The sequence below is a fragment of the Bdellovibrio sp. 22V genome, assembly GCF_030169785.1.
Taxonomy (GTDB): Bacteria; Bdellovibrionota; Bdellovibrionia; order Bdellovibrionales; family Bdellovibrionaceae; genus Bdellovibrio.
This window is the reverse complement of the sequence record NZ_CP125854.1, coordinates 1,385,854-1,412,257: the sequence shown is the minus strand read 5'-3', so window position 1 is coordinate 1,412,257 and position 26,404 is coordinate 1,385,854. Positions and strand designations below refer to the sequence as shown.

Sequence of the window (26,404 nt, the reverse complement as noted above, 5' to 3'; positions counted from 1 at the left end):
TTATGCGGTGACATCTTTCTATCTGATGAAAATGACTTCACTCTTCTTTGTTTGCTTAAAATTTGACCTAGAGTGTTGAGACAAAATAGGGCGTCTTTTTTGAGACGGCGAGAAACAATTGTCGTCACCTTCGCTTCGCGAACTGTGTTCCAAACACCCATTTACTTCTGTGATCTTGCGAGTTTGAATTTTTTGCCCGTGACATGAAAGTCGCGCTGGCACCTTCTTTGGAATAGTCCCCATTCGCAACCGCACTCGAACAATTAGGGGAAAGAGGGCGGTCCACATAAACCAAAAAAGGGGGAACCATGAAAACTCAACTTACTACTGCCGTACTTGCGGCATTGCTTTGCACACAAACAGTGACAGCAGAAGCAGCGCCGTGGCTTAAAGTCGACGGCCAGGCGAATTTCGATGTGACAGGGAGCTCAAGCGAAGACTATGAAAGAAATCTTCGCGTGCAAGACGCTGAGATCAAATTTGAATTGATCGTGCGTGAAGGTATCAAGATGGTCGTAAAGACCGAGCTTGAGCAAAAATTGAACAAGTCCACTATGGACGAAGATTTCGATCTTGGTAAGTTCTTGGAAGAGGCTTACATCCAAATCGAAACGGACAAAATCTCTGGCTTGCCACGTGCAGTGATCACTGCCGGTAAGCACCAAATGGCTTTCGGTCAAAACTATACAGAGCTGCCAATGTTTAAGGACGCTCTTCTTTATAATCTTTCAAAACAAGACGAAGTGATCGGTTTCACGGTCGAACTTCCGGCGAACTTCTTTAAGATTGTCGATACAGTGGCGATCTCTATGTTTGAAGCAGGTGCGGGTGACTTGAAAGTGTCTGACGAAAAGGGTGCTTCAATCAAGTTGAGCAAAGAGCTTTCAAATCAATTGTCGGCGCAAATCTCGGGCTTGATGAAAGAAAATGAAGGTACAGATAAAAAAGAAAAACGTGGAAGCATTGGTTTCGTATTCCGCGGTTTGGATGGTTCTTGGAAAGTATGGGCTGAGGGTGTTGTTGTTGTCGATCATCCGGAATTCACAGACACGACTGTCGGTGGAAAAATCGGTGGATCTTACAAAGTGGGACCTGGTGCTGTTGTGGTTGAGTACCAGTACCTAGACAAACAAGCTCACGAAGTGGCTGTGGCTTACAATCTTCCTGTGGGAACATGGTTGGTATTGAGCCCGGAAATCCGTCACCGTCGCGATCTTTCTGGCAACGGCACTGACGAAACTATTGTTGGTATCCGTGCTCGTATCAAGGCGCACGTTGAAGCTCGTCACAATTTGTTGACGGGTAAAAAGAACTAATCTGTGGAAGGGCGCTTTCGGAGGGGGAAGCGCCCTTCATTTTTTCGGGGGGAACGTATGAAAAAGATCTTAATCACAATCGCGATTTTATTGATGTCACTCACTGCCGATGCCAAAGTGACGAAGCTGCAAAAAATTCTATTCGAACTTGGTTTCATTCAAGATCCTTACGTACAAATCTGCCCCGAAGATATGGAAATTGACTGGGATGCCAGCGAGCAAGAGCTTTGGGCAAAAGCGCAAAGAGCCAGTGACGGTTACAACAAATGCGAACCCGCAAAGTATTATAAAAGTTTGATTGTCAATTATGGTGCGAGCCCGCGCTATAAAGAAGCTTACCGTGCTTACATTGATACTTTCATGAACGCACAAGACTTTATCATGGTGATCAACGAAGCGAATATTTATATTGAAATGAACAATCACAAAAATGATTCGGAGTACATGCACTTGCAGCTTTTGCGTGCGGTGGAAGGCGAAATCAAACAAACGTGGAGAAGCAAAGAAAGACAGATGGAGTTTGTCTCTCTCAGTTTGGGAGCAGCTTTAACGCAAACCGAAGAAACTCCGTATCTTCTAAATTTACAGTTTCACTCTTTCTTGGATCGGTATCCGAATTCTTATTATAAGAATGAAGTGTTGGCGATGCTTAATGGCTCTCGTCAGATGTACGGAAAAAATGTTCTGAGTGAAGCGCGCATGTTTCTGGTAAAGCGCGATTATCCGATGGCGTTTAAAAAATACGATGTGATTTTAAAATGGGGTCCTGTCGTCGAAGTTTTCGAGGAAGCTCTTTACGAAATGATTCAGTATCATATGGAACTTTCGTGGATTTTGACGGATAAAAGACTTTTAAGTGATTTTCAGCTGAACGAATTCCTGAAGCGCGACTACTCTACAGTCAGTACGAAAGAGGAACGCATGGAGTTGTCGAAGCAAACGCGAGCGCAGGGATTGCAATATCTGGAGCAAATGAAAAAAAATCTGCCGAACAGTCCGTGGACGGCAAAAGCGATCAAGATTTCAGAAGCCTATCCTATTTTTTAAGACCGTTCAGTCGCTCGAATAGATTCAGAATCATCATGTACGTGAGTCCCCAGAGCGGCGGCTCACGATCCAATTGCACCGCAGGAAGTTTCACATGGCCGAACTCGCGTTCGACAGTATAGTGAGTTTGTCTTTGCGGGTTTTGAATTTCCTTAAGCGGCACCCAGAAAAAATCGGCGACTTCCGCCGCATCCAAAGTCACTGCAAATTCACGCTGAGTGTAGAAAACAAAAGGGCGAATATAGAAATCCAGCAGCGTTCCGCCTTTGCGCGCCTGCACGTCGTCAAGGCGCCCTAAAAGCTCGTCGGGATGCAAGTCCACGCCGACTTCCTCTTTCGTTTCCCGTAAAGCCGCCTCGAGATCGGATTTGTCAGAGTCTTCTCTTTTTCCGCCGGGAAAAGCGATATGACCCGCCCACCGGTCGAGAGGATTTAAGGCACGCTGTATAAAGCCGACTTCTAAGTAGTGCAAACTAGGTCCTCTAAGAATGATGGCGACACAGGCATGCCGGGTGAGTTTGGTATGCAGATCCAGAGGTTGAGGATTTTCAAGGCGTGACAGTATTTCGTCTTTCAAAGTAATATCCTTCTATTCGAGTTTAACACGAATAAAAAACAACGGCTTAATTTTCATCTTGTTTTCAGTGAGGAAGCCCCGCGGTCTAGACTCTGGACAAGGCGGCGGAACTTAAGGACAACAGGGAAACCACTGAGGAGGTTATAATGAAGGCTCTTTTGACAGCTCTCGTTCTTTTGACAGGTTCTGTCTCTTTCGCAGCTCCTGAATGTACAAAGGAAGCAAAAGACAAATGGATGACAGAAGAAAAAATGAAAGAAATGATTTTGTCTCAAGGTTACAAGATCAAAAAATTCAAAGTAGACGGTAACTGCTACGAAATCTACGGCTGGGACAAAGAAGGTAAAAAAGTAGAAATCTACTTCAACCCAGTAGATGGCTCTATCGTAAAAGAATACAAAAAGTAATTTGAATTGAAGCCGAGGTGCCAATGAACACAAGCGAAAAAAGAATCTACGTTTGGGATGTCTTTGTTCGCGTTTTTCATTGGACCTTGGTGGTTTGTATTTTTCTGAACTACTTCATCACCGAAGAAGGTGATAAACCTCACGAGATTATCGGATACGTCGCTGCGGGTTTTGTCGTAGCTCGTTTTTTGTGGGGCTTTTTTGGCAGTCCGTACGCCCGTTTTAGTCGTTGGTTGGCGAGTCCCAAAACTGTTTTCAAATATCTTGTCGATTTCAAAAATAGAAAACCGTCATTGGCCCACAATCCTGTTGCGGGTTGGATGATGATTTTTCTGATGATCTGCGTGCTCGCTTTGGGTGTTACAGGTTATATGATGAGCATGGACCGGTTCTTCGGCGAAGACTGGGTCGAAGATCTTCATCATAATATCGCCAACGTTATGATGGCCGGAGTGGCGATTCACATCATCGGCGCCCTCTATGAAAGCTACCACGAGAAACAAAATCTCGTGGCAGGAATGATTCACGGTTATAAGAACAAAGTGGAATAAAAAAAGAGAGCTGTGAAAGCTCTCTTTTTTGTTAGCGGCAAGATCTGCGCGAAACGGTTTCGTTCGTTTCAGAGCAGCTTACAATGCGGCAGTTATCGTAGCGGTATTGGCAACGGTCGATCGCTTCACGCTCCGCAGAGTAGCGGTAATCGCCGCGACCTTCGATCGTCGTTCTGTAACCTCTGTAGTCGATGCCTTCCGCTTGACAGGTATAGAATTTAGCAGAACAGGTTTCGATACAATCTCCGTGCTTCTTCAAACACTCGCGACAGTCTCTGTGGCCTCCCCAGTGCTCTTCCCAACCATCGTCTGTGGCAGAACAAGTGACGGCAGGTCCACGTCCACCACGGCCATCGCCGGGGCGAGGGTCAGGGCGTACCCAGTCAAAGATGCTGGCTGCGTAAGTGTTGACTGCAAACAAAGTGATAAGAAGTGTGGTTGCTAGTGATTTCATTTTCCCTCCGTGTGGTTTTGCTACACAGGGGAATTATTTCAAAGAAGATGCCAAGAAGTTTGGAGTCAAAGTGACACTTTGAAAACCGTGTCACTTACACCAGATAAAAAAGGATGCAGAAATACTGACACAAGCTTCCGCCGAGAACGAACAAATGCCAAATGCCATGGAAGTGGCGCACCTTTTCATCGAAAACAAAAAAGACAATGCCGCCGGTATAAAGAAGTCCGCCGAGGGCCAGCCAGAAAACTCCTGCCGGAGCCAGAGCTGCCGTCAAAGGTTTCAAAGCGACGACGACAAGCCATCCCATCAACACATAAATGATCAGCGAAGGTATCCGCGTTTTATGGGCGAGGGTGAGTTCATAAATAATTCCAATTAATGCTAAAGACCAATTGATTCCAAAAATCCACCAGCCCCAAGGACCGCGCAAAGTTATCAAAGCAAACGGCGTGTACGTCCCCGCGATCAAAAGATAAATGGCAATGTGATCCAGCTTCTGCAGGATCTGTTTCGCTCGACCTTTCATGCTGTGATAGAGAGTCGAAATTGTATAAAGCAAAACCAGCATGCCGCCATAGACGCTGGTGCTGACAATTTTCCAAACGTCGCCATGCAGAGTGGCGGTCGTGATAAGAACTGAAGTTCCTGCGATAGAGAGGGCAGCGCCAACAAGATGGGTGATGCTGTTAAAGCGTTCTCCGGGGTAAATAACGACCTCCCTGTTATGAGAAATCATAACACGAGTTTTTACATACGGAGAGGTCAAGATTTCAAATTTTTATTTTGAAAGATAATTGAGACTCAAAACTGAGTCTCAATTTGGTTTGCGCTGACGAGCGATAATGAGCCAGGAAACTAGAGCAATGACGGCTGCGAAGAAGTAAGGTGCTCCAGGAACATACACGGAAGCGGACTTCGCGCCAAAGACGGCAAAAAGTTTCGTGGTTACAAGCGGCGTAATGATACACGCCAAAGCGGTCAAACTGACAAGCGAGCCTTGCAATTCACCTTGTTCCTGAGGAGGAACATTGTGACTTATCAAAGACTGCAACGCAGGTGGAGCCACCCAGAAAATCGCAGAGAAAATAAGGATCGCATACATCATCCAACCCTCTGTCGCGAGCGCGAAAAGAATGAACGTCAGTGTGTAACCGAAAGCTCCCCAGGCCACGGCTTTATGCTCCCCAATCTTAGGTACGACAATGCGAGTGAGCCAGCCTTGAGCAATGGCCGAAAGAATACCAACCACCGCCAAAGACATCCCGACTTGTGTCGTTGTCCATTGGTAGCGAGTCTCTGTATACAACGTCCAAATGGACGGATGAGTTTGCCCCGCTAATTGGAAGAGGAAATAAACCAAAAGCAATCCCAAGATATGTTTTGCCTGAAGTGACTTCAGCAAAGAAGAAAACGGGTTTGTTTTTGCCAAGTTAATTTGACGGCGCATTTCCGGAGCCAGTGACTCTGGCAGAATGAAAAGACCGAACAAGAAGTTAAGCAAATTCATTCCCGCTGCAAGAAGGAATGGATAGTGCGGGCCGTAGTGTCCCAACAGTCCCCCGATTGCAGGCCCAATAATGAAGCCAAGACCGAACGCGGCTCCGATCATCCCGAAATTGGCAGAGCGATTTTCATCCGTGCTGACGTCAGCGATATACGCCATCGCCACCGTGATATTCGCGCCGGTCAAGCCTGCAAGGATACGTCCCGCAAAAAGAATCTCCAGGGTCGGGGCATAGGCCATCAAAATATAATCAAACCCGGCAACTAAAAGGGAAACCAGAAGGATGGAGCGACGGCCAAAACGATCTGACAAAGCTCCTAAAAGCGGAGAGGCCACGAACTGCATAAGGGCGTAAACCGAAATAAAATAACCGAAGTACTCAGAAACCGAGGTTTCTGAAGAAACAAAACGGCGCATGATGTCTGGCAGCGACGGGATGACCAAACCAATCCCGATCATGTCCAACGTCACAGTGATAAAAATAAAAAGAATACCGGCTTTAGAGTTTTTCATGAGAAGAGGCTAGAGGAATATTAACCGAAAAGCAACTTTGAAGCCTCTTAGTGATAGGAGGGCAAGGATGCGCTTCACAATAGTAACAACGATTATTTTAATGAGTTCGATTTCTATGGCTTCTATCAAAGACTTTAATGGCTTGATAGGCAAGGTTTCCGAGGAAGAAAAGGAGGTTCATCAAAAGCTCCTCAAGGCGACCGAAGACACGGAGGTTTCCCAAGCATTCAATCGCACTTTAGAAAGGATCCGATACATTGAAGGTAAAAGACAGGTTAAAATCGCTGTGAACCTGGTTCCAGAAAATGAAATCGCGCAGTAGCGGGAATTCTGTTATCCTCGGGAAATGGGTTTTTCTGAAGGATTTAAAAAGAACATTCGTGAAGTCTATGGAGCTGACGGGGAATCATGGCTAAAAAATCTTCCCCAGCAACTCAAGGAACTCGCTTCGCAATGGGACTTTGAACTGGAGCAAGTACATCCGTATCTGACATACGGGTTTGTGGGTTTCATCAAGTTTTCTTCCGGCAAAGAGGCCGTGCTGAAAATGTCCCCTCCCCTGGGGCCTTTAAGTCGGGAAGTAGAGTGGCTGAAGATCCATAGCGGAATCGCTCCGGAAGTTTTCTTGTATAGCACGGAATACAGTGCGCTCGCGATGGAACGACTGCAACCAGGTTACACCGTAAAACGTCTTGTTATCGAGGGACAAGATGAGCTCGCAACACGAACTTTAGCGCGAGCGATTCGCCAACTGAATCGTAAAAACACAGCCTCTGTGCTGTTGTTTCAACCTCTATCGCAACTTTCAGCCGCTTATAAGGAACTGGAAGGGCGTCTTGATAAATATCTTGTAGATAAAGCCAAAGGTCTTTTTAAAGAACTCACCGCGCCCGGCGGAGAAGAAGTTCTTCTGCACGGAGACCTTCATCATGACAATGTCTTGCAAAGTGAAGATGCGTGGAAAGTTATTGATCCCCACGGATATATCGGCGACCCGGTTTTTGAAGTCGGTCCTTTGTTTTATAATCCCAATGATTATCCTCATCTCATGGATCCTCTGGAAAAAGTTTTAGACCGCCGTCTTGGCGTGCTTGCGGAAGAACTTCCGTTTGACCGCCAGCGAATGCATGCCTGGGCTTATTGCATGACACTCTTGTCAGCGGCCTGGAGTGGCGAAGAACAACGCCCGCTCCCGGCGCGAGAAATTGAAATTGCCCGAGTCTTAAACAAGATGATGTAATGACGATCATGCAAAGAAAAATTTCCGCTGACGAATACAAAGTAATGCCTTGGAAAAATGGCTTGGGCGTAACCTCGCAAATTTCTTTAGTTCCGGACGATGCCGCCTTTCCTGACGGAGATTTTTTGTGGCGGGTGAGTTCGGCGACTGTGCGCACGTCTTCCGCGTTTTCTCTTTTTCCTGGATATGATCGTTTTCTCGTCGTGTGGCGAGGGCGCGGACTGAAACTCAATGGTGATCTGCTGCCGCCGCTCAAGCCGCTGTGGTTTTCGGGAGATGATGAAATCGAATGTGAACTTCTAGGTGACGAAGTTATTGATGTCGGTGTGATTTTTCGTCGTGAAAAAGTTCGGGCGGATATGACCGTGGAAACATGGAGCGCGGGAGAAGAGCGAACTCTGCATGTAGATCAAGGTTGCCATTACCTTTTCTGCGCCCAAGGAAGTTTCATGGCGAACGACATAGGGATCAGTGAAGGAGAAACTCTGCGGATAGATTCATTGACAGAGTCCCGCGTTAAGTCCCGAACCGAGGGGCTCATTTTTCATATTCGTCTTTCTTACTAGTATTTTCCTGGACGCAAGGCTCATTGGCGCTCTGCAAACATTCTAAAATCTTCCAAACCCTTAGAATATGTGCTCTAGTTCGGACGTATCTTTGGAGGAATTATGACGAAAAAAAGAAGCCAGGCGCCGAAGTCACCAAAGTCGCCAAGAACGCAAGCTATTCACGGCGAATTCATGTCGCAATCTTGGGAGTTCTCTCACCATCTTATTCCTCCGATGACGGCGTCAACGACATTCCGTCTGGAATCTTTGCAAAGAGGTGCAGAAGGCTTTAGCACTTTCGGAGCACAAAATGAAAAAGGCAAGCCGATCTGGATTTATGATCGCCTTGAAGAGCCCACGACAAAAATGTTGGAAGATCAGTTGGCTTTGCTGGAAAAAGGCGAGTGCGCTGTGACCTTCGGAAGCGGTATGGGCGCGATTGCTTCGACGTTGATGTCTTTAATCAGCCATGGACAAAAAGTGGTCGCTCACAAAACTTTGTACGGTTGTACTTACAGCTTAATCACGAACTGGCTGCCTAAATTCAATGTTCAAAATTCTTTAATCGATATCAACGACCTTAAGTCATTACAGCAAGAGCTTCAAGATCCGAAAACACGTGTGATTTACTTTGAAACTGTTTCGAATCCTATTCTTGAAATCGCGGATCTTGAACGCATCGTAAAACTTGTTAAAGCTGCAAATAAAAAACGTGGCAAAGAAAATCAGATTTACACAATCGTCGATAATACCTTCGCGACGCCTTGGGCTTTGCGTCCGTTAGAGTGGGGAATTGATTTCGTCATTCAAAGTTTGACGAAGAATATTTCAGGCTTCGGCACGGAAATGGGCGGAGCCGTTATCGCGCCACGCTCTTTCGAAAGTATTTTGCGCGTGGCCCGCAAAGATTTCGGTGCGATCATTCATCCTTATTCCGCTTGGCATATTTTGGTTTATGGAATTTCCACCCAAGCAATTCGCTTCGAACAACAGCAGGCTTCCGCGTTAAAGGTTGCGCAGTTTTTAGAGGCGCATCCGAAAGTGGAGAAAGTCATTTACCCTGGCCTGAAAAGCCATGCTCAATACAAAGAAGCGAAAAAATATTTGAAATCTCCGGAAGGGAAGTTCGCTCCAGGCACAATGATTTCTTTCCAGCTCAAGGGGGACATGAAAAAGTGTCAGAAGTTCGTCGATGATATCGCAGCGAACTCTTATGCTATCACTTTGGCGGTGAGCTTGGGTTTAACAAAAACTTTAATCGAAGTTCCGGGATTTATGACTCATTCTGCAATTCCGACGGAAAAGCGCGGTGAATCGGGGATTGATCCACGCGCGATTCGTTTGAGTATTGGTCTTGAGAATGAACAAGATATTATCTCGGATCTCTCTGACGCTCTTAAACGTCTATAACGTTCGGCCTCCGAAGATTTTCCCGTCTTGCCATTTTATTATTCGGCCTCATAGTAAGAGAACGGCGGTTATCGCCGTTCTTCCTCGAGGTCGACTATGAAAACGCTTTCAAATACGTCTCTTTCAGTTCTTGATTTGGCTCCAGTAGCGGAAGGAAAAAATATTTCCGATTCCTTTCGCAACACTTTGGATCTAGCCCGGCACGTAGAGAACCTTGGATATAAAAGATTTTGGCTGGCGGAACATCATAACCTCGAAGGTATTGCGAGTGCGGCGACGTCGGTGCTTATTGGGTACGTTGCGGGAGGAACTTCGAAAATCCGCGTGGGCTCTGGCGGCATCATGCTTCCGAATCATGCGCCTCTTGTGATCGCAGAGCAATTCGGAACTCTTGAAACACTTTATCCCGGAAGAATCGATTTGGGTTTGGGGCGAGCTCCGGGAACGGATGGTTTTACGATGCGAGCGCTTCGCCGGGAGATGACCGGAAGAGAAGCCGATTTTTCCGAACTCGTTTCCGAATTGGAATATTATTTTGCGAAGCCTATTCCGGGTCAGAAAGTTCGCGCGGTCCCCGGTGCGGGCATTGATGTGCCGATTTGGTTATTGGGCTCGAGTCTTTATAGTGCGCAGCTCGCAGCGGTGACCGGGCGGCCTTATGCTTTTGCCGGGCACTTTGCGCCTGAGCTGATGATGCAGGCTTTGGATTTATACCGAGTGGGTTTTCAAGCGTCGGAACATTTGAAAGCTCCGCACACAATGGTCGGAGTTCAAGTCATTGCCGCAGAAACGGATGAGAAAGCCGAACACTTAGCCACGACTCTGTATCAAAGATTTTTAGGGATCATTCGTAACCAACGCGTTTCTTTGCAGCCACCCGTCGAGAATATGGATTCTTTGTGGAGTCCGCTGGAAAAGGAACATGTACTCAGTCGCCTTAGTACATCCGTTATTGGTGGGCCGAAAAAAGTAAAAGAAGGACTTGAGAAGTTGATTGCGGAAACTCAAGCCGATGAACTTATTATCGTCTCGGATGCTTACGACCATCAAGATCGTCTGCGTTCGTTTGAAATTATTCACGATATTTGGAAAAACTAGAATTTATTCTGCGTGCGATTTTGGATTCCCTGTTTTAGACTTTCAAAAAAACCGGGGGGCCAAAATATTTATGCGCTTCAGTGCTATTCTTCTCTTGTGTTCCGTGTTCGCATTTTCCGTCTCTGGGCACGAAGCAAAGGCACCCCATCGACAAGAACTTCGTGGCGGTGTTCCGGCTGGTCTGGCAGCGCCTCTTCTTTTTGAGGAAAAAGATCCAACGCATCTGGTAGGTCTCGTTCCCGACTACATCAATGCCTTAGCTGAAGAGCTGGGTATGAAAAGTTCGCTAAGCTTGGTCACTCGTTACCGTTTGGATGACTATCTTCTGAAAGGGCAGATGGACATGCTTTGCTATACGAGCACGGTATGGGCCAGCAATAAGGATCAGCTGGATTTTTCTATTCCGATTTTTACGAAGCGTGAAGTGATCATCGGCCCCGCACCGATGCCGAAGCGCTATCAAGATTTGCAGGGGAAAACAATCGGAGCCATGCTTCAGTACGTCTATCCGAAACTAGATCCGCTGTTTGCGGCAAAAAAGATAAACCGCGAAGATGCGCCTCGTGAGGAAGCAAATTTAATGAAGCTTCTCAATGGACGTCTTTCTTATATTGTGACGGATGAAATTTTCTTGGATTATTTCAAGACAAAACATCCCGAAATTGAAAAAGGTCGTGAAAGAATGTTTTTACAAGAGTATCCGATTTCTTGCTCGATCAGCCGTAAAGGCCGGGTCAAGGTTAAGGATCTCAACGCAGCTATTGAAAGACTCAAAACGAACGGCAAGCTCGAGAAAATCTTTAAAAAGTACGGCAGCAGTTTCAAATAACAAAGTAAGTTTGATTGCCAGTGCCGCGGTCTTTTCTAAAATAAGATCCGAGGTGAGGCATGAAAAAGATAGTACTGCTTTGTTTTTGTCTCTTAACAGGTTTGCCCGTTCAAGCTCATCACGGATGGAGCTCTTACGACGCTTCGAAGGTGATGAACTTTTCAGCGAAAGTTTTAAAGTCGTCCTATGAAAATCCGCACGGCAGTTTGCAAGTGGATTATCAGGGGAAAACTTGGACGGTGATCCTGGCTCCGGTTTCACGAATGCAGGCGCGAGGGCTCACAGCAGAAATGATTCAGCCGGGAGCGGACGTGCAAATTCTGGGATATCCCTCCAAAGAGAAAAAACCAGAGCTTCGTGCGGAATCTATCACCGTAAATAACAAAAAAGTCGAGTTGCGCTAAAATGTTAGGCGAAGTCGCGGCGAAAATAGGTGCGTCTTCGCTGTCGCAAGGCCTGCAAGCGTCCACATGGATCTACCCCATCACAGAAAGCTTGCATATTTTGGGAATAACTTTGGTAGTAGGAGGCGCTTTTGTATTTGATTTGCGCTTACTCGGTGTTGGTAAAGCGGTGCCGTTAGAGACCGTTGCAAACCTCAATTTAAGAATGTCCCGGCGCGGTTTTCTTTTAGTTGTAGTGACGGGAGTTCTTTTAATTGTGGCGAATCCCGAAGAAATTCTTTTGAATCGCACTTTTCAAATCAAAATGCTTCTGATTCTTTTCGCTTTGATAAATCTAGGCATTTATCACTGGCGGGTTCATCAAGGTCTTCACAGCTGGGCTGTCGCGCATTCTTTACTTTCTTTAGGTTTGTGGACCGCTGTGATATTTGCGGGTCGACTTATCGCTTACACGTAAATTCGACTCGGTGATAAAACCGAATTGTTTTCGGTCAAAATTAGAGATTCGATCTTCGTTCCCCATCGAGAAGTCGAGATAATAAAGAAAAGAGGTTTTATGAAAACTCTATTTCTGGTTTTGAGTTTAATTTCTGCCGTTCCAGCTTATCCGTGCACGCGTCTTTTGTGGGAGGGTAAAAATCAGGACGTCATTGTGGGTCGCAATATGGATTGGTTGGAGGACATCGGGACAAATATGTGGCTCTTTCCACGCGGAATTGCGCGTGACGGTTTAGCGGATGCGAACTCTCTGAAATGGACTGCAAAATATGGAAGTGTTGTTACGTCGGCTTATGACAAGGGCACCGCCGATGGCATGAATGAAAAAGGTCTTGCAGCTAATTTGCTTTATCTTTCTGAAAGCGATTTTGGTTCTCGTGACGAAAGTCTTCCAGGTATTTCTGTCAGCCTTTGGGCGCAATATTTCTTGGATAATTTTGCAACGGTCGATGAAGCTATTGCGGCGATCGATAAGGCACCCGTTCAGGTCTTAATGGCTAGCGTTCCGACGACTGGTGGGACGAAGCAGGGAACTGTGCATTTGGCGTTGTCTGATAGAACCGGCGATACGGCTGTGATTGAATACATCGACGGACAGCCGAAAATTTATCAAAGCAAAGAATTCAAAGTTATGACGAATTCTCCACCGTTTGATAAACAATTGGCGGGATTAAAGCAGTACAAAGGTTTCGGAGGAGAAAAAAATCTTCCAGGCACGACAGATGCAGCCGATCGCTTTGTGCGGGCAGCTTACTACACTCAACAACTGCCGACGCCCAAAGACTACCGGGAAGCCGTCGCCGGTGTATTGAGTGTTCTGCGCAATGTCTCGCAGCCGTTTGGAACTCCCGATCCGGCACGCCCGTATATTTCCCCTACGCGGTGGCGAACTGTTGCGGATCTTACAAAAGGTCTTTACTTCTATGAGAACACTTTAAGTCCCAACCTCGTATGGGTGGATCTTGCCAAGTTGGATTTTAAGAAAGGCGCTCCTGTTAAAAAAATCACTCTCGTAAAAAATTACGAGTTAATTGGAAATGTTTCGGATAAATTCAAGACGACAAAAAGTTTTGAGTTTCTCAAGCCCGACGTCGCGACAGGCTTAAAAGCCGATGCCGCTCGATAATGGATTATGCTTCCATTTTAAATCGGCGACGTAAGCTTTCAGCGGCTTCAAGAACGACGATCTGTTCGACGCGGCTAAAAACCTCTTCGGCAGGAACGTTGAGATGTTTTGCCAGAATTTTTATTTTCATAATGGGAGGCAATGCGATGCCAGACTCCCAATTGTGCACGTACTGTGAGCCCGAGTAACCAAGAATCAGACCAAGATCACGCCGCGAGAGGCCCACATGCTCTCGTTTCTTTTTTAAATATATTCCGAGTTCTTTTTTGAAAAGGCGTGACTGCATCTTTCCAGGGTGAACGAGAGTTTTTATTCGTGCATTCCTATTCTCATTATGAGGAGTTGAATTCTCGTATTCGGGAAATGTTGCTTTACAGACCCGAAAATCGGTAAGCTAGGATATGGCAAAAGAACCAGGTGAACTTAAATGGGTCGAAGAACTTCTTCCTGAAGAAGGATATCGCCGCAAATCCATGTTTGGCGGATTTGCATATTATATTGAGGAGAAGATCGTTCTGCTGATCTTTGAATCGGATGACAGCCGTTGGAACGGCGTCATGTTTCCTGTAGAAAAAGAATTTCAAGAAAAAGCTCTCGCTAAATTCCCCGTATTGTCTCCACACCGGATTCTGCCCAAGTGGCTTTACCTGCCTTTAAATACGGATGGCTTTGAAGAAATTGTTCCTGACATCCTTCGTGAAGTTCTGCGGCCCCAGAGTTTTTGGGGAAGTATTCCAAAACCCAAAGGGAAAAAAGGAACCTCGCCAAAAACCAAGAAAAATAAAGACGACGATATTCAAGTGAATATCGATACGCGACGTCCACGCCTTTTTTCTGACGAACCCGCCGAAGAGAAGCTAAAAAAAGCTAAAAGGATCTCAGATCTTAAAAACCTAGGCGCGGTTTCCGAAAAACAATTCGCAAAGATCGGGATCACAACCGTTCCGCAGTTTATGAAGCTCGGCTGGAAAAAGACGATGAAGAAGCTCGCCGAATACGATCCGAAGCACCGCCATTCCATCTATGCTTATGCTTTGATCGGGGCTTTAACCAATACAGAATTCAACCGCATCTCTGAAGAAGAAAAGGCCGAGGCCCGAGCCTTTGTTAAGTCGCTTCCGAAAGTGGAAAAGAAAAAGCCGAAGAAGAAGTCACGGTAACTCGCTTTGAGTCCTGTTCGGTCGAACGCTTTCCATAACTTCGCGGCACTGTCATGGTGTTTTTCATACAAAAATCATCACGAGGAATTTTAGAATAAAAGCCAACATCAAAGAAGAAGGCATCGTGGTGGTTGGCAATAACGCGAACAATGGTTTTTCTCTCGTCGAGATTCTCTTGGCTCTGGGCATTTTAACTATTGCCTCCTTGGGAACGATGACGCTGATGTCAGACAGTTTTCAATCGCAAAGATCTTTGCAATCCAAGAACAATCAAATGCAGATGATCCAGGATATCGAAACACTTTTGGGAATTGCCGACGTATGCAAAAACAATCTCGGCGGAACTTTGGCTGGAAGCCACATCAATATTAACGCTCTTCCCGTGACTATTCCTGAACTCTCAACCAGCGGGAAAAACGGTTTCGGGAGTCCGCCCGGTGTCATCGCTTATCAAACGTGGAATGCCTCTAACAATGTCACTTATTATGGCGGAGATTTAAAAATCACGCGAATGAGATTGAATCGTTTTACGGCCGTTGCAGATGCGACAGGGGCTTGGACAAATCAGGGATTCGCCGATTTCGAAATTGCGGTGGAGCGCACCACAGCTCTTCCTGGCGGAATAGGTTTTAATCAGGACAAAAGCAAAGTGAAGCTTAAGCTGATTCTTGAAAATACGTATGCTCCCGGAGTCGACAACGCTGTCGTAGCGTGTGTCTCTGCGGGGAATGGCGATTCGCTGTGGATTCAGAATCCAAATCTTTCTATTTATTATCCCGGCGGAAACGTTGGTATTGCGACCTCCGCTCCCCGCAGTGCTCTTGATGTTAACGGTGCGGTTCGTTTGAAAGCGGGAATTCCTACAAGCAAAAATGCCGCCGTGGGTTTGGCCTTTGAAGACAACGGTGACACCGGACTTTTCATGGCGAACTATAATCCGGGAACGCCTACCTCCGGTGTGTTGAATGTTTTCACCGAGGGACAACCGCGCATGGTTATTGCCGGGAACGGCAATGTCGGTATTGGTACGACAGTTCCTGATTACAAACTGGATGTGCGCGCGAATGGCCTGGTGATCAGTCAAGTTTCGTCAGAGGACGGTGATCAGGTTTTCTTTAACGTGAACTCGCGCATTGCCACCGGGGTTCCCGTAGGTGCTTCGATGCAGTCCAATGCCGTGGATTCTTATGCATCGTTTGCTTCAACAACGTCGACCAATGAGTTGCGCGTGGCTTCGCAGAGTACAAGCGGGATTATTCGATTTATCGCTGGAGGTTCCAATCCCGTGAACTTTGAAAGAATGCGCATCGATAACTCCGGAAATGTCGGCATCGGCACGCAGTCTCCAAGTCGAAGACTTCACGTCGTGGGGCCGGTAGGTTCAATCGTGGCCTCCTTTTCTGACGGTGCTGCCAGTTGCTCGATCCAACCATCAGCGGCGGGAAATATCTCGTGTTCTTCGGATCGCAGATTGAAAAAAAATATTGAGCCCGTGCCCGATGCTCTTTCATTAGAGAAAATTCTGAAGCTAGAAACCGTCAGCTATGAGTGGAAACACGCCGCGAAGGGAAGGCACACGGGCTACATTGCCCAGGATGTTGAAAAGGTCGCTCCCGAACTTGTTACGACCGCCGATGACGGTTCCAAGCAAGTCAGCTATGGCGGTTTTATTCCCTGGCTTTCGGGCGCGGTGAAGGCGCTTTACTCTTATGATCTTGCACAATCCCGTGATATCGCGGAATTGAAAACTCAGATGAAGACTCAGCACGCGGAAATTCAAACATTGAGAAAAGAAAATCAAGTGTTGCAGCTTCGACTCGAGCGCTTGGAAAAAGCTTTTCAAACTCAGAGCGCCCAATAAAAAATCGAAAGAAATAGCAGGCAAAGTTTGCGAGATTCAACAATGACGGTGTTTTGTTTTCGTGACGGGTGACTTGAATCGACCTTCGAGGTCGCTTCAAGTCATAGGTGCCCCGCGAGGGAGTGGGCGATGGGCTCCTGCCCATCGTCCTTCGGACGCGCTAAAGCGCGCCCAAAAATAGCAGGATGCTATTTTTGTGAACCCCCAAAGTTCTAAGTCCAAGTCCCGGGCAAGAACGAAGTGTAAAAATAAAAAAGCCACTCTTTGAGTGGCTTTTTTATTTTTAGATTTGGTGCCCCGCGAGGGACTTGAACCCCCACGCTTGCGCACTAGATCCTAAGTCTAGCGTGTCTGCCAATTTCACCAGCGGGGCACACCTTAAATTTGAAACACAGTGATAGCGCACTTTAGGGCGCTAAATCAACGAAAATTACTTCTCGCTGATCAATTTTTTGTAATCTGGAGCTCTCATAAGGTTTGCGAGTTCTTTTTCAGTATCCATTTCGATACGAACTAACCAACCTTCGTTTACTGGATCGTCGTTCAATACGGATGGATCGTCGCCCAAAGCCATATTTACTTCGATAACAGTTCCAGAAACGGGAGCGTAAAGGTCGCTCACGGCTTTAACAGACTCGATAACGCCGAAAGTTTGACCTTGAGTGATTTTTTGACCTTCTTCTGGAAGCTCTACGTATACGATTTCACCCAATTGGTCTTGAGCAAACTCAGTGATACCAACAGTTACGATGTTCTCGTCAACTTGAGCCCATTCGTGTTCTTTTGTGTAGTAGTAGTCTTCTGGGATGTGAAATGCCATGTGCGGCTCCTTATTTCGTTACAAAAGGGGTCTTACAAACCACCGCTTTCACCTTGCGACCGCGGATATCGAGAAGAAACTCAGTTCCTTCTTTAGCGAACTCCGTGTCGATGTAGGCAATCCCGATAGGTTCATCGAGGGTCGGTGAGTGTGTACCACTAGTTACCTTGCCGATTTCTTTGTTGTCAAAAGAAAATAGGCTGTATCCCTGACGAGGGATGCCCTTCTCAAGCATCTTAAATCCCACAAGATTTTGCTTTAGACCGGCTTCTTTTTTACCCACGATCAAAGCTTTACCCATAAAGTCTTTTTTAGCGGGTTTAATCACCCAGCCAAGGCCGGCTTCGTATGGATTCGTCGTGTCATCAATCTCGTGGCCGTAAAGAGAGTACTTCATTTCCGTGCGCAAAGTGTCGCGGGCGCCCAAGCCGATGGATTGAACTCCCAGGTCTTTTCCTTGCTCTAACAAAGTCATCCATAAAGCCGCGGTTCCTGCGGCCTCAACGAAAACTTCGCAGCCTTTTTCGCCTGTGTAGCCCGTTGTTGCCACCATGATTTTGTGATTTTGGAATTCGCCGGCTTTTAATGTGAACGGCTTCATTTCGCTGACTTTGAAACCGAAAACACGGTCACACAATTCCAAAGCTTTCGGGCCTTGAATCGCGATCTGACCCCATTTATCACTCTCGTCCGTCATGTCGGCGCCCTTGTTGTGTTTGGTCATCCACGCAAAGTCTTTGTCTTTGTTGGAAGCATTCACGCACACCAAGTAGTCTTCATTTTTCTTCAGGCAATAAACGATGATGTCGTCAACCAAGCCGCCTTGATCATTCGGAAGAAGAGAATACTGAGCTTCGCCGTCATTCAATTTCGCAACGTCATTCGTGGTCAGCCATTCCAAAGTTTCAAGAGCTTTAGGTCCTTTTACGCGAACTTCGCCCATGTGTGAGACATCGAAAAGTCCCACGTTGTTGCGAACGTTGTTGTGTTCTTCACGAAGGCCTACGTATTGAACCGGCATGTACCAGCCAGCAAAGTCGACCATGCGTGCGCCTAATTTTTCATGTGTTTCTGCGAGAGGTGTCTTTTTCATGGGCGTGAGTTTCCTTTTCCAGAGGGAAACAGTCAATTAAAGAACCTGTCGGGCTTGCGCGCAAAAACGCGCCTGTGCTATTTTTCCGGGCGATGTACAAACTTTCCGAGCGCATGCAGTTTATCTATGATCAGCTTCTTCCCAACAAGCCTGTTTGGGACTTTTGCTGCGACCACGGCTATATGGGGCTGAATGCTTATGAAAGCGGGCGGTTTCCTGAGGTGTATTTTGTCGATCAAGTCCCGCATATTGTTCAGCAGCTCGAGCAGCGCTTTCACAGGGAGTATTATCGCGAGGACGCTCTCGCAAAGGCGTTCTTCCTGGCGAAAAAAGGTGAGGACATTGATCTTCCTTTAACAGGAACGGCCATCGTCGCGGGTGTGGGCGCCTTCACGATCTTCAATATTCTGCAGGAGCTTCATCAAAAAGGTCTTTTACACGCGCAAAGATTGATTTTGGGGCCACAACGAGATGAGCTGAAGTTGCGGGAGATGATCCGTGCAGAGGGCGATTTCGGCTACCCATTTTGTAATGAACATTACGAAATTTTAGAAAAAGGACGCGCCCGTAAGTTGTTGATATTTGATAAAATTTTAGAATTGTAAGTTCGGCGAATGACGCACCCCGAATGGCATTATTAAAAGTCTGTAAGGCGTGAACAAAATATTGATTATTAGGGGCCCTGCAAATAATTGTGTCCTCATGCAGGACGTAAAACAAAACTCAGATTTTAGACAATTTCTTGAAGATGAATTGGCTCGTCGTAGCCAAAACTATCCCCGTTACTCACTCCGTGCGTTCGCGCGCCATCTAGAAGTGGACTCGTCTTTCTTGTCCAAAATTCTAAATGGTAAAAGAACTGTTACGATGAGAACAATCCGTATGTTCGGGGAGCGTTTGAACCTCACTCCGGATGAACTCCAGCGCTTCGGCGAGATTTCTCGCGAAAAGAAAATGAAGCGTAAATTGGAGCGTCTCTTGGAGAAAATGCCAACGGAAGAACGCGAGCAATCTACAATCTCTATCACTGTAGATGAAAACCGTCTTCCTGAAGCTAAAGAGAAAATCAAAGCTTTCCGCAAGGAATTGGCTCAGTTTCTCGATGCAGGGGCAGCACAAGGAAGAACTTATCAGATTTCCGTGTCGCTTTTTCCTGTTTCAGGATTCGGCATTAACGAATAAAGAAGCTATTAACTCAAACTCGACTTACAACGAGGGCCCGAAAGGCCCTCGTTTCGTTTTTTGCCCTTCGAAATGATAGAATGCCCCTATGAATATGCGCGGTTTATTTGCTCGCTTCGGGGTTTTGTTTGTTCTGCTGACATTGGCGGTTCAAGCGCATGCTACTGAAGCTGTGACAATGATATCACCCTATGACACGCCTCCTTTTGTTGTGGATTCCACGCAAGAGAAAGGGTTGATTTATGACCTGGCGGCGCTGCTTTCGAAACGCTCTCAAGGTAAATACAAATTTAAAGTTAAAATCCTGCCGCGCAGTCGTCTTGTGCGAAGCCTGCAGAACGGTAAAAGTTTTGTCGTTCCTCTTGTAGAGCCCAAATGGTTTGAAGATGCGCAAGAGACAAGATTTTTATGGACGTCTTCTTTATATGACGATCAAAACATCGTGCTTTCAACGGTCAAAAAACCTCTGAACTATGAGGGGCCGAATTCTTTAGAAGGTAAAAAAACGACGGATGTTTTGGGTCATAGGAATCCGACGTTGGAAGACCTTGCGAAACAGGGAAAAGTGAATAAAGGCGAAACGAGTTCCCTGGCGGGCAGTCTAAAAATGTTAGCCAGCGGCCGTATTGATTTCGTTATTTCCGGTGGATTGGCGACACGTTATTTGATCAAAGACCTCGGCCTGCAGGGGTCGATTTATATCTCTGAAAAACCCATGGAAATGATCCATAGAAAAATCCTGGTGAGCCCTGATAATAAAAGCCTGTTCGAGTGGCTGGATAAAGAAATCAAGAAATTGCGTGAAAGTGAAGAGTGGAAAACTCTTTTGAAAGCTTATGAGGATTCACTAAATTCTGTCTCTTATGTATAAAAGTTTGCCATCCCGGATTCTTATTTGTGAGTTTTATTGCACGGCAATCCTGGCATAGGGATCGCATGGAATTCTTCGATTAATAAAAATCGGAGAATTCTATGAAAACCGCCCTGAACGTTCTTGTCTTGGTAAGTATTTTTGCCGGCTCCATCGCCTACGCCGGTTTTGAAGGTCGTATCTTTGATGAAAACGGCCGTGAAGTTCGAACAGGTGAAAGAGTTGTCGGAGTCATCTGTGATTACTTTGATGATAAACGCAATCCTCTTATCACCGAAAATCCAGATCTTTTGGTGAAGCATTTCCAAAACAATCTTCAGAATGTTGAAAAAATCATGGCCTATTATCAAGGCGAAAAGATGAATCAACCGATCATTCTGCACGCCCCTTTTGAGCTGGCGCCCCTTTCTGAAATTACCAAATACACGCGCAAGCAATCAGCGACTGTACCCGAAAAAGCCGTGGGTGCCGTTGTTGGAGTTATCACGCTGGGCGGAGGCTCCGGCTCTTACACTCGTACCGTGACGACTTATAAAATGTGTGTCAGCGTTGTCGGAACTTACGATGCGCGCACAACGTGGGAAAAAGTGAAAGAGTACTTCCGAAGATAGAATTACTTAAGCAGGCGTTGCCACTCGATTTTAGTGACGATGCCGACGGTTTCCGTGTTGGGGTCAAAGACGATTTTCACGTCGCCCTTATCTAATTGCTTTTTAATCTGATTGAATTTTGTTTCGAAGGCCGCTTCCTCGCGGCCATAGTCTGTTCCTTCGCGCAAAATAAAACTCTCGATAATGCCACGCAGAGCCTCCGGGCTTAAAGCTTCTTGGGGAACTTCCATGGGCGGCAGTTTTTCATTGTCGTTCATAGACGCTGAATCTCTTTCTGCACGCGCAGTTCGTTTGAAACTTTTTGCACGTCGCTTTCAGGGATTTGGACAAGCACGCCACGAGGGATCTCTTGCTCAATCTTCGTCTTGTGCATCCAGGCCAAGAATTCGCGCTCGGGACCTCGGCAAATCATTTGGCGATCTTTGCCTTTTTCCTGCAGGCGGTCTCCGACTACGCGAGCCGCTGGGATTTTTTCAGCCGGCGTCTTGCGCATTAAAAGATAGCTCATTGTCAGTGTTCGGTTTTTCATCGGAAGCTGTTCTTCCATTTTTAAAAACCACTCGGGAGCTGCGAAGTGAACACGATCATGGCACCAATCGGTCTTTGACTGTGTCAGCAGCGGACAAGGTCCTTCATGGGTACATGGAGCCCACACATGATAACCTTTATCCAAAAGTTTTTGGCGAAGCTGCAGAAGCTTTCGGCCGTCTTGTTGTGTCGAAGGCTCCACCAACATCAAAGCTTCACACTCATAAGCCCAGTCGGGGATATCGCTTAATTCCGTCAGTGAATAAGAAAACACCGCCAAGGTTTTTTGGGGATCTTTAAGTTTGGGAGCGCTAAAGGTGCGTTGCCATTCTTCCGCTGTGAATTGCGGAAAAAAAGTTTCGATCAGTTTTTGCGGTTCCGCCGCTCTTTCAATTAACTGAAAACGAAAAGCCTGCTTTTCAGATAAAACCAACGACGCTGTCGCAAGGCCCGCGCCGAAGTCGATAACTCGTTCCAAGCCTTGAAAGAAGTTTCGTTTCTCGGCCTCAGCGACGATCCCGCGCAAACGAGACGCGTTCAAAGGAAGATAATAACAAAGATAAGCCACTTGCGCCCAGGTTTCGTTCCATGGCGTCGGAGCCTCCGGTTTTTGAATAAAATAGTCTGACAGTGCGAGCACGCATTTCGCCAAAGCTTTAGAGTCCTTCAATGTCAGTTGAAAGCTTGCAAGAGCTTGGGTTAACGACTCCTCAAAAGATGCGGGGTAAGAATACTGTCTCGACATTTTGATAGTTTAAAGGGAACGAAGTGTTTTTAGCAAATCTTCAACTGTAATCAGGTCCATGCAATGAGGATCAACCTGGTCCACGTCGGCCACTTCAGGGACGAAGATGTGAACGTCTTTCCCTCGCGCGGCCCAGCGACGGGGATGTTGCACGCGAAGAGGCGAGTAAATTCCTAAAACGGTTGCTCCTAAAGACGCCGCCATATGAGCAACGCCCGTACTTGGAACTACGACCGCTTTCGAGTTTTTTAAAATCGTGAAAAGCTCTGCGGCCTTCAGCTGATTCTGCAAAGAACGAACACGAGGATGATCTTTGAATCTTTCTTTGATGTCTTTGAGCCAAGGTTCATCGGCGGGAGTTCCTGTAAGAACCACCTGCGTGTCTTTAGCGACCTCTTCAATAAATTCAATGTAACGAGGAATGGGCCAATTTAAGGCGGAACCGGCCATACCAGGGTGCACGACGACATACCTTTTGACGGCAAGACCGTATTTATCCAAAAGCGCGATGTTTTCAGGCGCTTCAAGTTTCAATACGGGAGTTTTTTCCTGCAAGACGTCTTCTTCGATATCAAACGCATGCAAAAGCAAATCGAGGTTGTAGTCCGCCTCGTGCTGAGTCGCAAGACTGCGGCGCTGGCGCAGACCGCGATTTAAAAACAAGAAGCTATGCCATTGCGATTTAACTCCCGCCCGCACAGGCACGTTTTCCGCCCACAAAGCATAACTGACCCACCACGGAGCTTGAAAGCTCACGGCGACGTCGGGTTTAAACTCGTGCAGGAACGTACGGAGAGCGCGAAGCGATTCTTTCCAATTCTCTTTGGAAAGTTCAAGATACTTTCTTTTTGGATCCGCATGATCGGGAACGAAGCCAAGACCTTTGGAGATCACCCATTGCACATCGTGACCTTTTAAAAAAGAAACCTGATCGACACACATGGTGCAGATCAGGTCTCCGATTTTATCTAGGCGAATGAGCAAAACTTTTTTCATCCAAGAGTTCCCGTGGGAAAAAGGTACCTGGTATCTTTTTCCGCGGTGTTATTGATAATCCTCTAGCGGGGGGCAAGAGCAAATAAGGTTTCTGTCGCCGTAAGCGTTGTCCACGCGGCCGACAGTGGGCCAGTACTTGTTAGCGCGCAACCACTCGACAGGGTACACAGCTTCTTCGCGAGAGTAAGGATGATTCCATTCAGGTTTCATCATCATCTGCGCTGTGTGCGGAGAATTTTTCAAGGCGTTGTTTTCTTTATCCATTTTGCCGGATTCAATCGCCGTGATTTCTTTGCGAATCGCGATCATAGACTCAATGAAACGGTCGACTTCTTTTTTCGGCTCGGATTCTGTCGGTTCGATCATCAAAGTTCCCGCAACCGGGAAGCTCATTGTCGGAGCATGGAAGCCGAAGTCCATCAAACGTTTTGCAACGTCTGTCACGTCGATGCCGGAAGTTTTTTTGATCTCGCGAACGTCCACGATACATTCGTGCGCCACAAGCCCGTTTTTCCCTTTGTAAAGAACAGGGAAGTGCGGTTCCAACTTTTTCGCAATGTAGTTTGCGCTCAAGATACTGACAAGAGTCGCTTTTCTCAATCCTTCAGCGCCCATCATGGTGATGTACGCCCAAGAGATCGGCAGAATGCTCGCAGAACCCCAAGGTGCCGATGACACCGCCGAGATCCCTTTTGCAGGACCCGCTTCAGGAACCAAAGAGTGTGTCGGTAAGAACTCTTTCAAGTGAGCCGCAACACCGATCGGGCCGACGCCAGGACCGCCACCACCGTGAGGAATCGAGAATGTTTTATGCAGGTTCATGTGAGACACGTCAGGACCGAAAGTTCCAGGACGGCACATGCCAACAAGAGCATTCATGTTGGCTCCATCCATGTAAACTTGTCCGCCGTTGTCGTGGATGATCTTGCAGATTTCAACGATACCTTCTTCGAACACACCGTGAGTCGAAGGGTACGTGATCATCAACGCCGCCAAGTTGTCGCGATGTTGTTCTGCTTTCGCTTTAAGATCGGCAACGTCCACGTTTCCTTGGTCGTCACACGCCACCACAACAACTTGCATGTTCACAAGCGCTGCGGACGCAGGATTTGTTCCGTGCGCAGAAGATGGGATCAAGCAGATGTTACGATGACCTTGGCCGCGAGAATGATGATACTTACGAATCACTAATAGACCCGCGTATTCACCTTGCGAACCCGCATTTGGTTGCAAGCTGACAGCCGCGAAGCCCGTAATGTCCGCCAACTTCTTTTCAAGATCGTGAATCATTTCGATCAAGCCCGCCGCTTGAGACGTCGGAGCAAACGGATGAAGTTTGCTGATCTCAGGCCATGAAACAGGAACAAGCTCTGTCGTGGCATTGAGCTTCATCGTGCAAGATCCCAATGGGATCATGGAATGAGTCAACGTCAAATCTTTGTTTTGCAAAGAGTGGATGTAGCGAAGCATTTCTGTTTCGCTGTGGTGAGAGTTAAACACCATATGAGTCATGTAAGCGGAAGTACGAGTCAGCTTCGCAGGAACTTCAACGTCTTTCATCGCTTCGTCGATCGACAAAGCGGTAAAGCCCGCCATGTTGCCAAGATTGAATGCCGCCCAGATCATTTCAACATCTTCCAAAGTCGTCGTCTCATTCAAAGAGATACCCAACTTGTTGTTGCCGAAATTGCGGAAGTTGATTTGCATTTGATCTGCTTGCGCGACAATCGCAGCCGCTTTGTCTGTTGTCACAGTGATGGTATCGAAGAACGGAGTTTTTGCGACAGCAAAACCAAGCTTATTCAATCCTTCAGCCAAAATACCTGTCATGCGCTGAACGCGCAGAGCGATTTTTTTCAAGCCTTGCGGGCCGTGATAAACCGCGTACATGGAAGCCATGTTTGCCAATAGAACTTGTGCCGTACAAATATTGGAAGTCGCTTTTTCACGACGGATATGTTGTTCGCGAGTTTGCAAAGCCAAACGCAACGCTTTTTTACCTTGAGAATCGACACTCACGCCGACAAGACGGCCTGGCATCAAACGCTTGTAAGCGTCTTTCGTCGCCATGAACCCTGCGTGAGGGCCTCCGTAGCCGAGTGGCACACCGAAACGTTGTGAGTTACCGACAACGATGTCTGCGCCCCATTCTCCCGGAGGCGTCAAAAGAGTCATCGCCAACAAATCCGCAGACGCCGTTACAAGAGCGCCGTGGTCTTTGTAGGTTTTTGCAAGAGCGGAGTAATCTTCAATTACGCCGTTGGTGTTTGGATATTGGAAGAACACGCCGAACACAGGTTTAGAGAAATCGTACTTCGCAGGATCCATGACGATCATCTCGAAGCCCAACGGCTCCGCGCGCGTTCCCAAAACTTCGATCACGTGCGGATGCATGTCAGGAGAAACGATGAAAGTGTTCGCTTTGTTCTTGCAAAGAGCATGCGCCATGAACATCGCTTCCGCAGCGGCCGTTCCCTCATCCAACAAAGAGGCGTTGGAAATTTCCATGCCTGCAAGATCCGAGATCATTGTTTGGAAATTCAAAAGAGCTTCCAAGCGGCCTTGCGAAATTTCCGGCTGATAAGGTGTGTAGGCTGTGTACCAAACAGGATTTTCAAAAACGTTTCTTTGAATTACTGTCGGCGTGATGGTGTCGTGATAGCCCATGCCGATATAGCTTTTGTAAACTTTGTTTTTGCTCACCATCTTTTTCAGATAGTTCAAAAGATCGTATTCAGAAATTCCGTTACCAACGTCATCGTACTTGTGCTGTGTACGAATTTGCGCAGGAATCACTTTGTCAGCCATTTGCTCCAAAGAGTTGAAACCTAAAGTTTTCAACATATCGTGGATGTCTGAATCTGTGGGTCCAATGTGACGGGGAGTAAACTCGTTACGGGGAGATAAATCGGCAATTTTCATGTGCACCTCAATAAGCGCCTCGAGACTAGCACAGCCCCCTTTGGTATGAAAGATTTGTAAGGAGAGCAAACCGGCTAATGCGAGGCGAAA

Annotated in this window: 30 protein-coding genes and 1 tRNA gene; 19 read left to right on the top strand and 12 right to left on the bottom strand. The window is 46.8% G+C overall.

Going from position 1 to position 26,404, the window contains the following annotated elements; all coding sequences use genetic code 11:
* Positions 1-308: 308 nt before the first annotated feature.
* Both QJS83_RS06840 and QJS83_RS06835 read left to right on the top strand, forming a co-directional pair.
* Positions 309-1,316: a hypothetical protein gene (locus QJS83_RS06840; protein WP_284608416.1), complete on the top strand. Its 1,008-nt coding sequence runs from the start codon at positions 309-311 to the stop codon at positions 1,314-1,316.
* Positions 1,317-1,373: 57 nt separating this feature from the next.
* Positions 1,374-2,363, top strand: coding sequence for an outer membrane protein assembly factor BamD (locus QJS83_RS06835; RefSeq protein ID WP_284608415.1), 990 nt, complete (start codon positions 1,374-1,376; stop codon positions 2,361-2,363).
* Here QJS83_RS06835 and QJS83_RS06830 read toward each other — a convergent pair.
* The gene (locus QJS83_RS06830) at positions 2,353-2,940 is read right to left on the bottom strand and encodes an NUDIX hydrolase (RefSeq protein WP_284608414.1); all 588 of its coding nucleotides are present in this window, start codon (positions 2,938-2,940) and stop codon (positions 2,353-2,355) included. The genes QJS83_RS06835 and QJS83_RS06830 overlap by 11 nt on opposite strands.
* 146 nt (positions 2,941-3,086) lie before the next feature.
* Between QJS83_RS06830 and QJS83_RS06825 the strand changes: the two genes are divergently transcribed.
* On the top strand, positions 3,087-3,347 hold the full coding sequence (locus tag QJS83_RS06825) for a PepSY domain-containing protein (protein ID WP_284608413.1): 261 nt from the start codon (positions 3,087-3,089) through the stop codon (positions 3,345-3,347).
* 23 nt (positions 3,348-3,370) lie between these two features.
* The gene (locus tag QJS83_RS06820; protein ID WP_284608412.1) at positions 3,371-3,898 is read left to right on the top strand and encodes a cytochrome b/b6 domain-containing protein; all 528 of its coding nucleotides are present in this window, start codon (positions 3,371-3,373) and stop codon (positions 3,896-3,898) included.
* A 31-nt stretch (positions 3,899-3,929) separates the two neighbouring features.
* Here QJS83_RS06820 and QJS83_RS06815 read toward each other — a convergent pair whose 3' ends face one another.
* The 3 genes from QJS83_RS06815 to QJS83_RS06805 form a co-directional block, all read right to left on the bottom strand.
* On the bottom strand, positions 3,930-4,352 hold the full coding sequence (locus QJS83_RS06815; RefSeq protein ID WP_284608411.1) for a hypothetical protein: 423 nt from the start codon (positions 4,350-4,352) through the stop codon (positions 3,930-3,932).
* Positions 4,353-4,446: 94 nt separating this feature from the next.
* On the bottom strand, positions 4,447-5,064 hold the full coding sequence (gene trhA, locus QJS83_RS06810) for a PAQR family membrane homeostasis protein TrhA (protein WP_350159285.1): 618 nt from the start codon (positions 5,062-5,064) through the stop codon (positions 4,447-4,449).
* A 105-nt stretch (positions 5,065-5,169) separates the two neighbouring features.
* Positions 5,170-6,372, bottom strand: a complete 1,203-nt coding sequence (locus QJS83_RS06805; protein ID WP_284608409.1) for a TCR/Tet family MFS transporter — start codon at positions 6,370-6,372, stop codon at positions 5,170-5,172.
* Positions 6,373-6,439: 67 nt separating this feature from the next.
* Here QJS83_RS06805 and QJS83_RS06800 point away from each other — a divergent pair, with 67 nt between their 5' ends.
* The 9 genes from QJS83_RS06800 to QJS83_RS06760 all read left to right on the top strand — a co-directional run bounded on the left by QJS83_RS06800 (position 6,440) and on the right by QJS83_RS06760 (position 13,525).
* Positions 6,440-6,694: a hypothetical protein gene (locus QJS83_RS06800; protein WP_284608408.1), complete on the top strand. Its 255-nt coding sequence runs from the start codon at positions 6,440-6,442 to the stop codon at positions 6,692-6,694.
* Between the two features lie 24 nt (positions 6,695-6,718).
* Positions 6,719-7,612 (top strand): aminoglycoside phosphotransferase family protein, encoded by an 894-nt coding sequence (locus QJS83_RS06795; RefSeq protein WP_284608407.1) that lies wholly within the window; start codon positions 6,719-6,721, stop codon positions 7,610-7,612.
* Positions 7,612-8,178, top strand: a complete 567-nt coding sequence (locus QJS83_RS06790) for a HutD/Ves family protein (protein WP_284608405.1) — start codon at positions 7,612-7,614, stop codon at positions 8,176-8,178. The genes QJS83_RS06795 and QJS83_RS06790 overlap by 1 nt, the downstream gene beginning before the upstream one ends.
* Before the next feature lie 102 nt (positions 8,179-8,280).
* Positions 8,281-9,570 carry a trans-sulfuration enzyme family protein gene (locus QJS83_RS06785; protein WP_284608404.1) on the top strand — a complete coding sequence of 430 codons (1,290 nt, stop codon included), beginning with the start codon at positions 8,281-8,283 and terminating at the stop codon, positions 9,568-9,570.
* Between the two features lie 96 nt (positions 9,571-9,666).
* The gene (locus QJS83_RS06780; RefSeq protein ID WP_284608403.1) at positions 9,667-10,668 is read left to right on the top strand and encodes an LLM class flavin-dependent oxidoreductase; all 1,002 of its coding nucleotides are present in this window, start codon (positions 9,667-9,669) and stop codon (positions 10,666-10,668) included.
* Between the two features lie 70 nt (positions 10,669-10,738).
* Positions 10,739-11,497, top strand: coding sequence for a substrate-binding periplasmic protein (locus tag QJS83_RS06775; RefSeq protein ID WP_284608402.1), 759 nt, complete (start codon positions 10,739-10,741; stop codon positions 11,495-11,497).
* 59 nt (positions 11,498-11,556) lie between these two features.
* Positions 11,557-11,901 (top strand): DUF6152 family protein, encoded by a 345-nt coding sequence (locus tag QJS83_RS06770; protein ID WP_284608401.1) that lies wholly within the window; start codon positions 11,557-11,559, stop codon positions 11,899-11,901.
* A 1-nt stretch (position 11,902) separates the two neighbouring features.
* On the top strand, positions 11,903-12,358 hold the full coding sequence (locus QJS83_RS06765; protein WP_284608400.1) for a DUF6644 family protein: 456 nt from the start codon (positions 11,903-11,905) through the stop codon (positions 12,356-12,358).
* 99 nt (positions 12,359-12,457) lie between these two features.
* Complete coding sequence (locus QJS83_RS06760) at positions 12,458-13,525, top strand: linear amide C-N hydrolase (RefSeq protein ID WP_284608399.1); 1,068 nt, start codon at positions 12,458-12,460, stop codon at positions 13,523-13,525.
* Between the two features lie 4 nt (positions 13,526-13,529).
* Here the strand turns inward: QJS83_RS06760 and QJS83_RS06755 are convergent, their stop codons facing one another.
* The gene (locus QJS83_RS06755; RefSeq protein WP_284608398.1) at positions 13,530-13,811 is read right to left on the bottom strand and encodes a helix-turn-helix domain-containing protein; all 282 of its coding nucleotides are present in this window, start codon (positions 13,809-13,811) and stop codon (positions 13,530-13,532) included.
* Between the two features lie 115 nt (positions 13,812-13,926).
* On the opposite strand from QJS83_RS06755, the gene QJS83_RS06750 reads away from it, so the two are divergent.
* Both QJS83_RS06750 and QJS83_RS06745 read left to right on the top strand, forming a co-directional pair.
* Entirely contained in the window at positions 13,927-14,685 is a 759-nt protein-coding gene (locus QJS83_RS06750; protein WP_284608397.1) for a TfoX/Sxy family DNA transformation protein, read from the top strand.
* Between the two features lie 124 nt (positions 14,686-14,809).
* Entirely contained in the window at positions 14,810-16,546 is a 1,737-nt protein-coding gene (locus tag QJS83_RS06745) for a tail fiber domain-containing protein (protein WP_284608396.1), read from the top strand.
* Between the two features lie 290 nt (positions 16,547-16,836).
* On the opposite strand, the gene QJS83_RS06740 is transcribed toward QJS83_RS06745, so the two are convergent.
* From QJS83_RS06740 to gcvT, 3 genes are all read right to left on the bottom strand, one after another.
* Positions 16,837-16,919 (bottom strand) — tRNA-Leu (locus QJS83_RS06740).
* Between the two features lie 57 nt (positions 16,920-16,976).
* The gene (gene gcvH, locus QJS83_RS06735) at positions 16,977-17,366 is read right to left on the bottom strand and encodes a glycine cleavage system protein GcvH (RefSeq protein WP_284608395.1); all 390 of its coding nucleotides are present in this window, start codon (positions 17,364-17,366) and stop codon (positions 16,977-16,979) included.
* Between the two features lie 10 nt (positions 17,367-17,376).
* Entirely contained in the window at positions 17,377-18,459 is a 1,083-nt protein-coding gene (gene gcvT / locus QJS83_RS06730; protein WP_284608394.1) for a glycine cleavage system aminomethyltransferase GcvT, read from the bottom strand.
* Positions 18,460-18,551: 92 nt separating this feature from the next.
* Here gcvT and QJS83_RS06725 point away from each other — a divergent pair, with 92 nt between their 5' ends.
* The 4 genes from QJS83_RS06725 to QJS83_RS06710 all read left to right on the top strand — a co-directional run bounded on the left by QJS83_RS06725 (position 18,552) and on the right by QJS83_RS06710 (position 21,123).
* Positions 18,552-19,064, top strand: a complete 513-nt coding sequence (locus QJS83_RS06725; protein ID WP_284608393.1) for a tRNA (adenine(22)-N(1))-methyltransferase TrmK — start codon at positions 18,552-18,554, stop codon at positions 19,062-19,064.
* A gap of 97 nt (positions 19,065-19,161) precedes the next feature.
* Positions 19,162-19,641: a DUF4423 domain-containing protein gene (locus QJS83_RS06720; RefSeq protein ID WP_284608392.1), complete on the top strand. Its 480-nt coding sequence runs from the start codon at positions 19,162-19,164 to the stop codon at positions 19,639-19,641.
* Between the two features lie 88 nt (positions 19,642-19,729).
* Positions 19,730-20,512 carry a substrate-binding periplasmic protein gene (locus QJS83_RS06715; RefSeq protein ID WP_284608391.1) on the top strand — a complete coding sequence of 261 codons (783 nt, stop codon included), beginning with the start codon at positions 19,730-19,732 and terminating at the stop codon, positions 20,510-20,512.
* Positions 20,513-20,613: 101 nt separating this feature from the next.
* On the top strand, positions 20,614-21,123 hold the full coding sequence (locus QJS83_RS06710; protein ID WP_284608390.1) for a hypothetical protein: 510 nt from the start codon (positions 20,614-20,616) through the stop codon (positions 21,121-21,123).
* A gap of 2 nt (positions 21,124-21,125) precedes the next feature.
* On the opposite strand, the gene QJS83_RS06705 is transcribed toward QJS83_RS06710, so the two are convergent.
* From QJS83_RS06705 to gcvP, 4 genes are read right to left on the bottom strand one after another with little or no spacing between them, the layout of a single operon-like run.
* Positions 21,126-21,380, bottom strand: a complete 255-nt coding sequence (locus QJS83_RS06705) for a YheU family protein (RefSeq protein WP_284608389.1) — start codon at positions 21,378-21,380, stop codon at positions 21,126-21,128.
* Positions 21,377-22,396: a small ribosomal subunit Rsm22 family protein gene (locus QJS83_RS06700; protein ID WP_284608388.1), complete on the bottom strand. Its 1,020-nt coding sequence runs from the start codon at positions 22,394-22,396 to the stop codon at positions 21,377-21,379. Before QJS83_RS06700 ends, QJS83_RS06705 begins: the two co-directional genes overlap by 4 nt.
* Positions 22,397-22,405: 9 nt before the next feature.
* Positions 22,406-23,392 (bottom strand): glycosyltransferase family 9 protein, encoded by a 987-nt coding sequence (locus QJS83_RS06695; protein WP_284608387.1) that lies wholly within the window; start codon positions 23,390-23,392, stop codon positions 22,406-22,408.
* Between the two features lie 48 nt (positions 23,393-23,440).
* Positions 23,441-26,314 (bottom strand): aminomethyl-transferring glycine dehydrogenase, encoded by a 2,874-nt coding sequence (gcvP, locus tag QJS83_RS06690; RefSeq protein WP_284608386.1) that lies wholly within the window; start codon positions 26,312-26,314, stop codon positions 23,441-23,443.
* Positions 26,315-26,404 lie beyond the last annotated feature (90 nt).

What these genes read in the sequence shown, in the direction of transcription:
- QJS83_RS06840 (WP_284608416.1), top strand. Translation starts at nt 309, where the DNA reads ATGAAAACTCAACTTACTACTGCCGTACTTGCGGCATTGCTTTGCACA.
- QJS83_RS06835 (WP_284608415.1), top strand. Translation starts at nt 1,374, where the DNA reads ATGAAAAAGATCTTAATCACAATCGCGATTTTATTGATGTCACTCACT.
- QJS83_RS06825 (WP_284608413.1), top strand. Translation starts at nt 3,087, where the DNA reads ATGAAGGCTCTTTTGACAGCTCTCGTTCTTTTGACAGGTTCTGTCTCT.
- QJS83_RS06820 (WP_284608412.1), top strand. Translation starts at nt 3,371, where the DNA reads ATGAACACAAGCGAAAAAAGAATCTACGTTTGGGATGTCTTTGTTCGC.
- QJS83_RS06815 (WP_284608411.1), bottom strand. Translation starts at nt 4,352, where the DNA reads ATGAAATCACTAGCAACCACACTTCTTATCACTTTGTTTGCAGTCAAC.
- QJS83_RS06805 (WP_284608409.1), bottom strand. Translation starts at nt 6,372, where the DNA reads ATGAAAAACTCTAAAGCCGGTATTCTTTTTATTTTTATCACTGTGACG.
- QJS83_RS06800 (WP_284608408.1), top strand. Translation starts at nt 6,440, where the DNA reads ATGCGCTTCACAATAGTAACAACGATTATTTTAATGAGTTCGATTTCT.
- QJS83_RS06795 (WP_284608407.1), top strand. Translation starts at nt 6,719, where the DNA reads ATGGGTTTTTCTGAAGGATTTAAAAAGAACATTCGTGAAGTCTATGGA.
- QJS83_RS06790 (WP_284608405.1), top strand. Translation starts at nt 7,612, where the DNA reads ATGACGATCATGCAAAGAAAAATTTCCGCTGACGAATACAAAGTAATG.
- QJS83_RS06785 (WP_284608404.1), top strand. Translation starts at nt 8,281, where the DNA reads ATGACGAAAAAAAGAAGCCAGGCGCCGAAGTCACCAAAGTCGCCAAGA.
- QJS83_RS06780 (WP_284608403.1), top strand. Translation starts at nt 9,667, where the DNA reads ATGAAAACGCTTTCAAATACGTCTCTTTCAGTTCTTGATTTGGCTCCA.
- QJS83_RS06775 (WP_284608402.1), top strand. Translation starts at nt 10,739, where the DNA reads ATGCGCTTCAGTGCTATTCTTCTCTTGTGTTCCGTGTTCGCATTTTCC.
- QJS83_RS06770 (WP_284608401.1), top strand. Translation starts at nt 11,557, where the DNA reads ATGAAAAAGATAGTACTGCTTTGTTTTTGTCTCTTAACAGGTTTGCCC.
- QJS83_RS06765 (WP_284608400.1), top strand. Translation starts at nt 11,903, where the DNA reads ATGTTAGGCGAAGTCGCGGCGAAAATAGGTGCGTCTTCGCTGTCGCAA.
- QJS83_RS06760 (WP_284608399.1), top strand. Translation starts at nt 12,458, where the DNA reads ATGAAAACTCTATTTCTGGTTTTGAGTTTAATTTCTGCCGTTCCAGCT.
- QJS83_RS06755 (WP_284608398.1), bottom strand. Translation starts at nt 13,811, where the DNA reads ATGCAGTCACGCCTTTTCAAAAAAGAACTCGGAATATATTTAAAAAAG.
- QJS83_RS06750 (WP_284608397.1), top strand. Translation starts at nt 13,927, where the DNA reads ATGGCAAAAGAACCAGGTGAACTTAAATGGGTCGAAGAACTTCTTCCT.
- gcvH (WP_284608395.1), bottom strand. Translation starts at nt 17,366, where the DNA reads ATGGCATTTCACATCCCAGAAGACTACTACTACACAAAAGAACACGAA.
- gcvT (WP_284608394.1), bottom strand. Translation starts at nt 18,459, where the DNA reads ATGAAAAAGACACCTCTCGCAGAAACACATGAAAAATTAGGCGCACGC.
- QJS83_RS06725 (WP_284608393.1), top strand. Translation starts at nt 18,552, where the DNA reads ATGTACAAACTTTCCGAGCGCATGCAGTTTATCTATGATCAGCTTCTT.
- QJS83_RS06720 (WP_284608392.1), top strand. Translation starts at nt 19,162, where the DNA reads ATGCAGGACGTAAAACAAAACTCAGATTTTAGACAATTTCTTGAAGAT.
- QJS83_RS06715 (WP_284608391.1), top strand. Translation starts at nt 19,730, where the DNA reads ATGAATATGCGCGGTTTATTTGCTCGCTTCGGGGTTTTGTTTGTTCTG.
- QJS83_RS06710 (WP_284608390.1), top strand. Translation starts at nt 20,614, where the DNA reads ATGAAAACCGCCCTGAACGTTCTTGTCTTGGTAAGTATTTTTGCCGGC.
- QJS83_RS06705 (WP_284608389.1), bottom strand. Translation starts at nt 21,380, where the DNA reads ATGAACGACAATGAAAAACTGCCGCCCATGGAAGTTCCCCAAGAAGCT.
- QJS83_RS06700 (WP_284608388.1), bottom strand. Translation starts at nt 22,396, where the DNA reads ATGTCGAGACAGTATTCTTACCCCGCATCTTTTGAGGAGTCGTTAACC.
- QJS83_RS06695 (WP_284608387.1), bottom strand. Translation starts at nt 23,392, where the DNA reads ATGAAAAAAGTTTTGCTCATTCGCCTAGATAAAATCGGAGACCTGATC.
- gcvP (WP_284608386.1), bottom strand. Translation starts at nt 26,314, where the DNA reads ATGAAAATTGCCGATTTATCTCCCCGTAACGAGTTTACTCCCCGTCAC.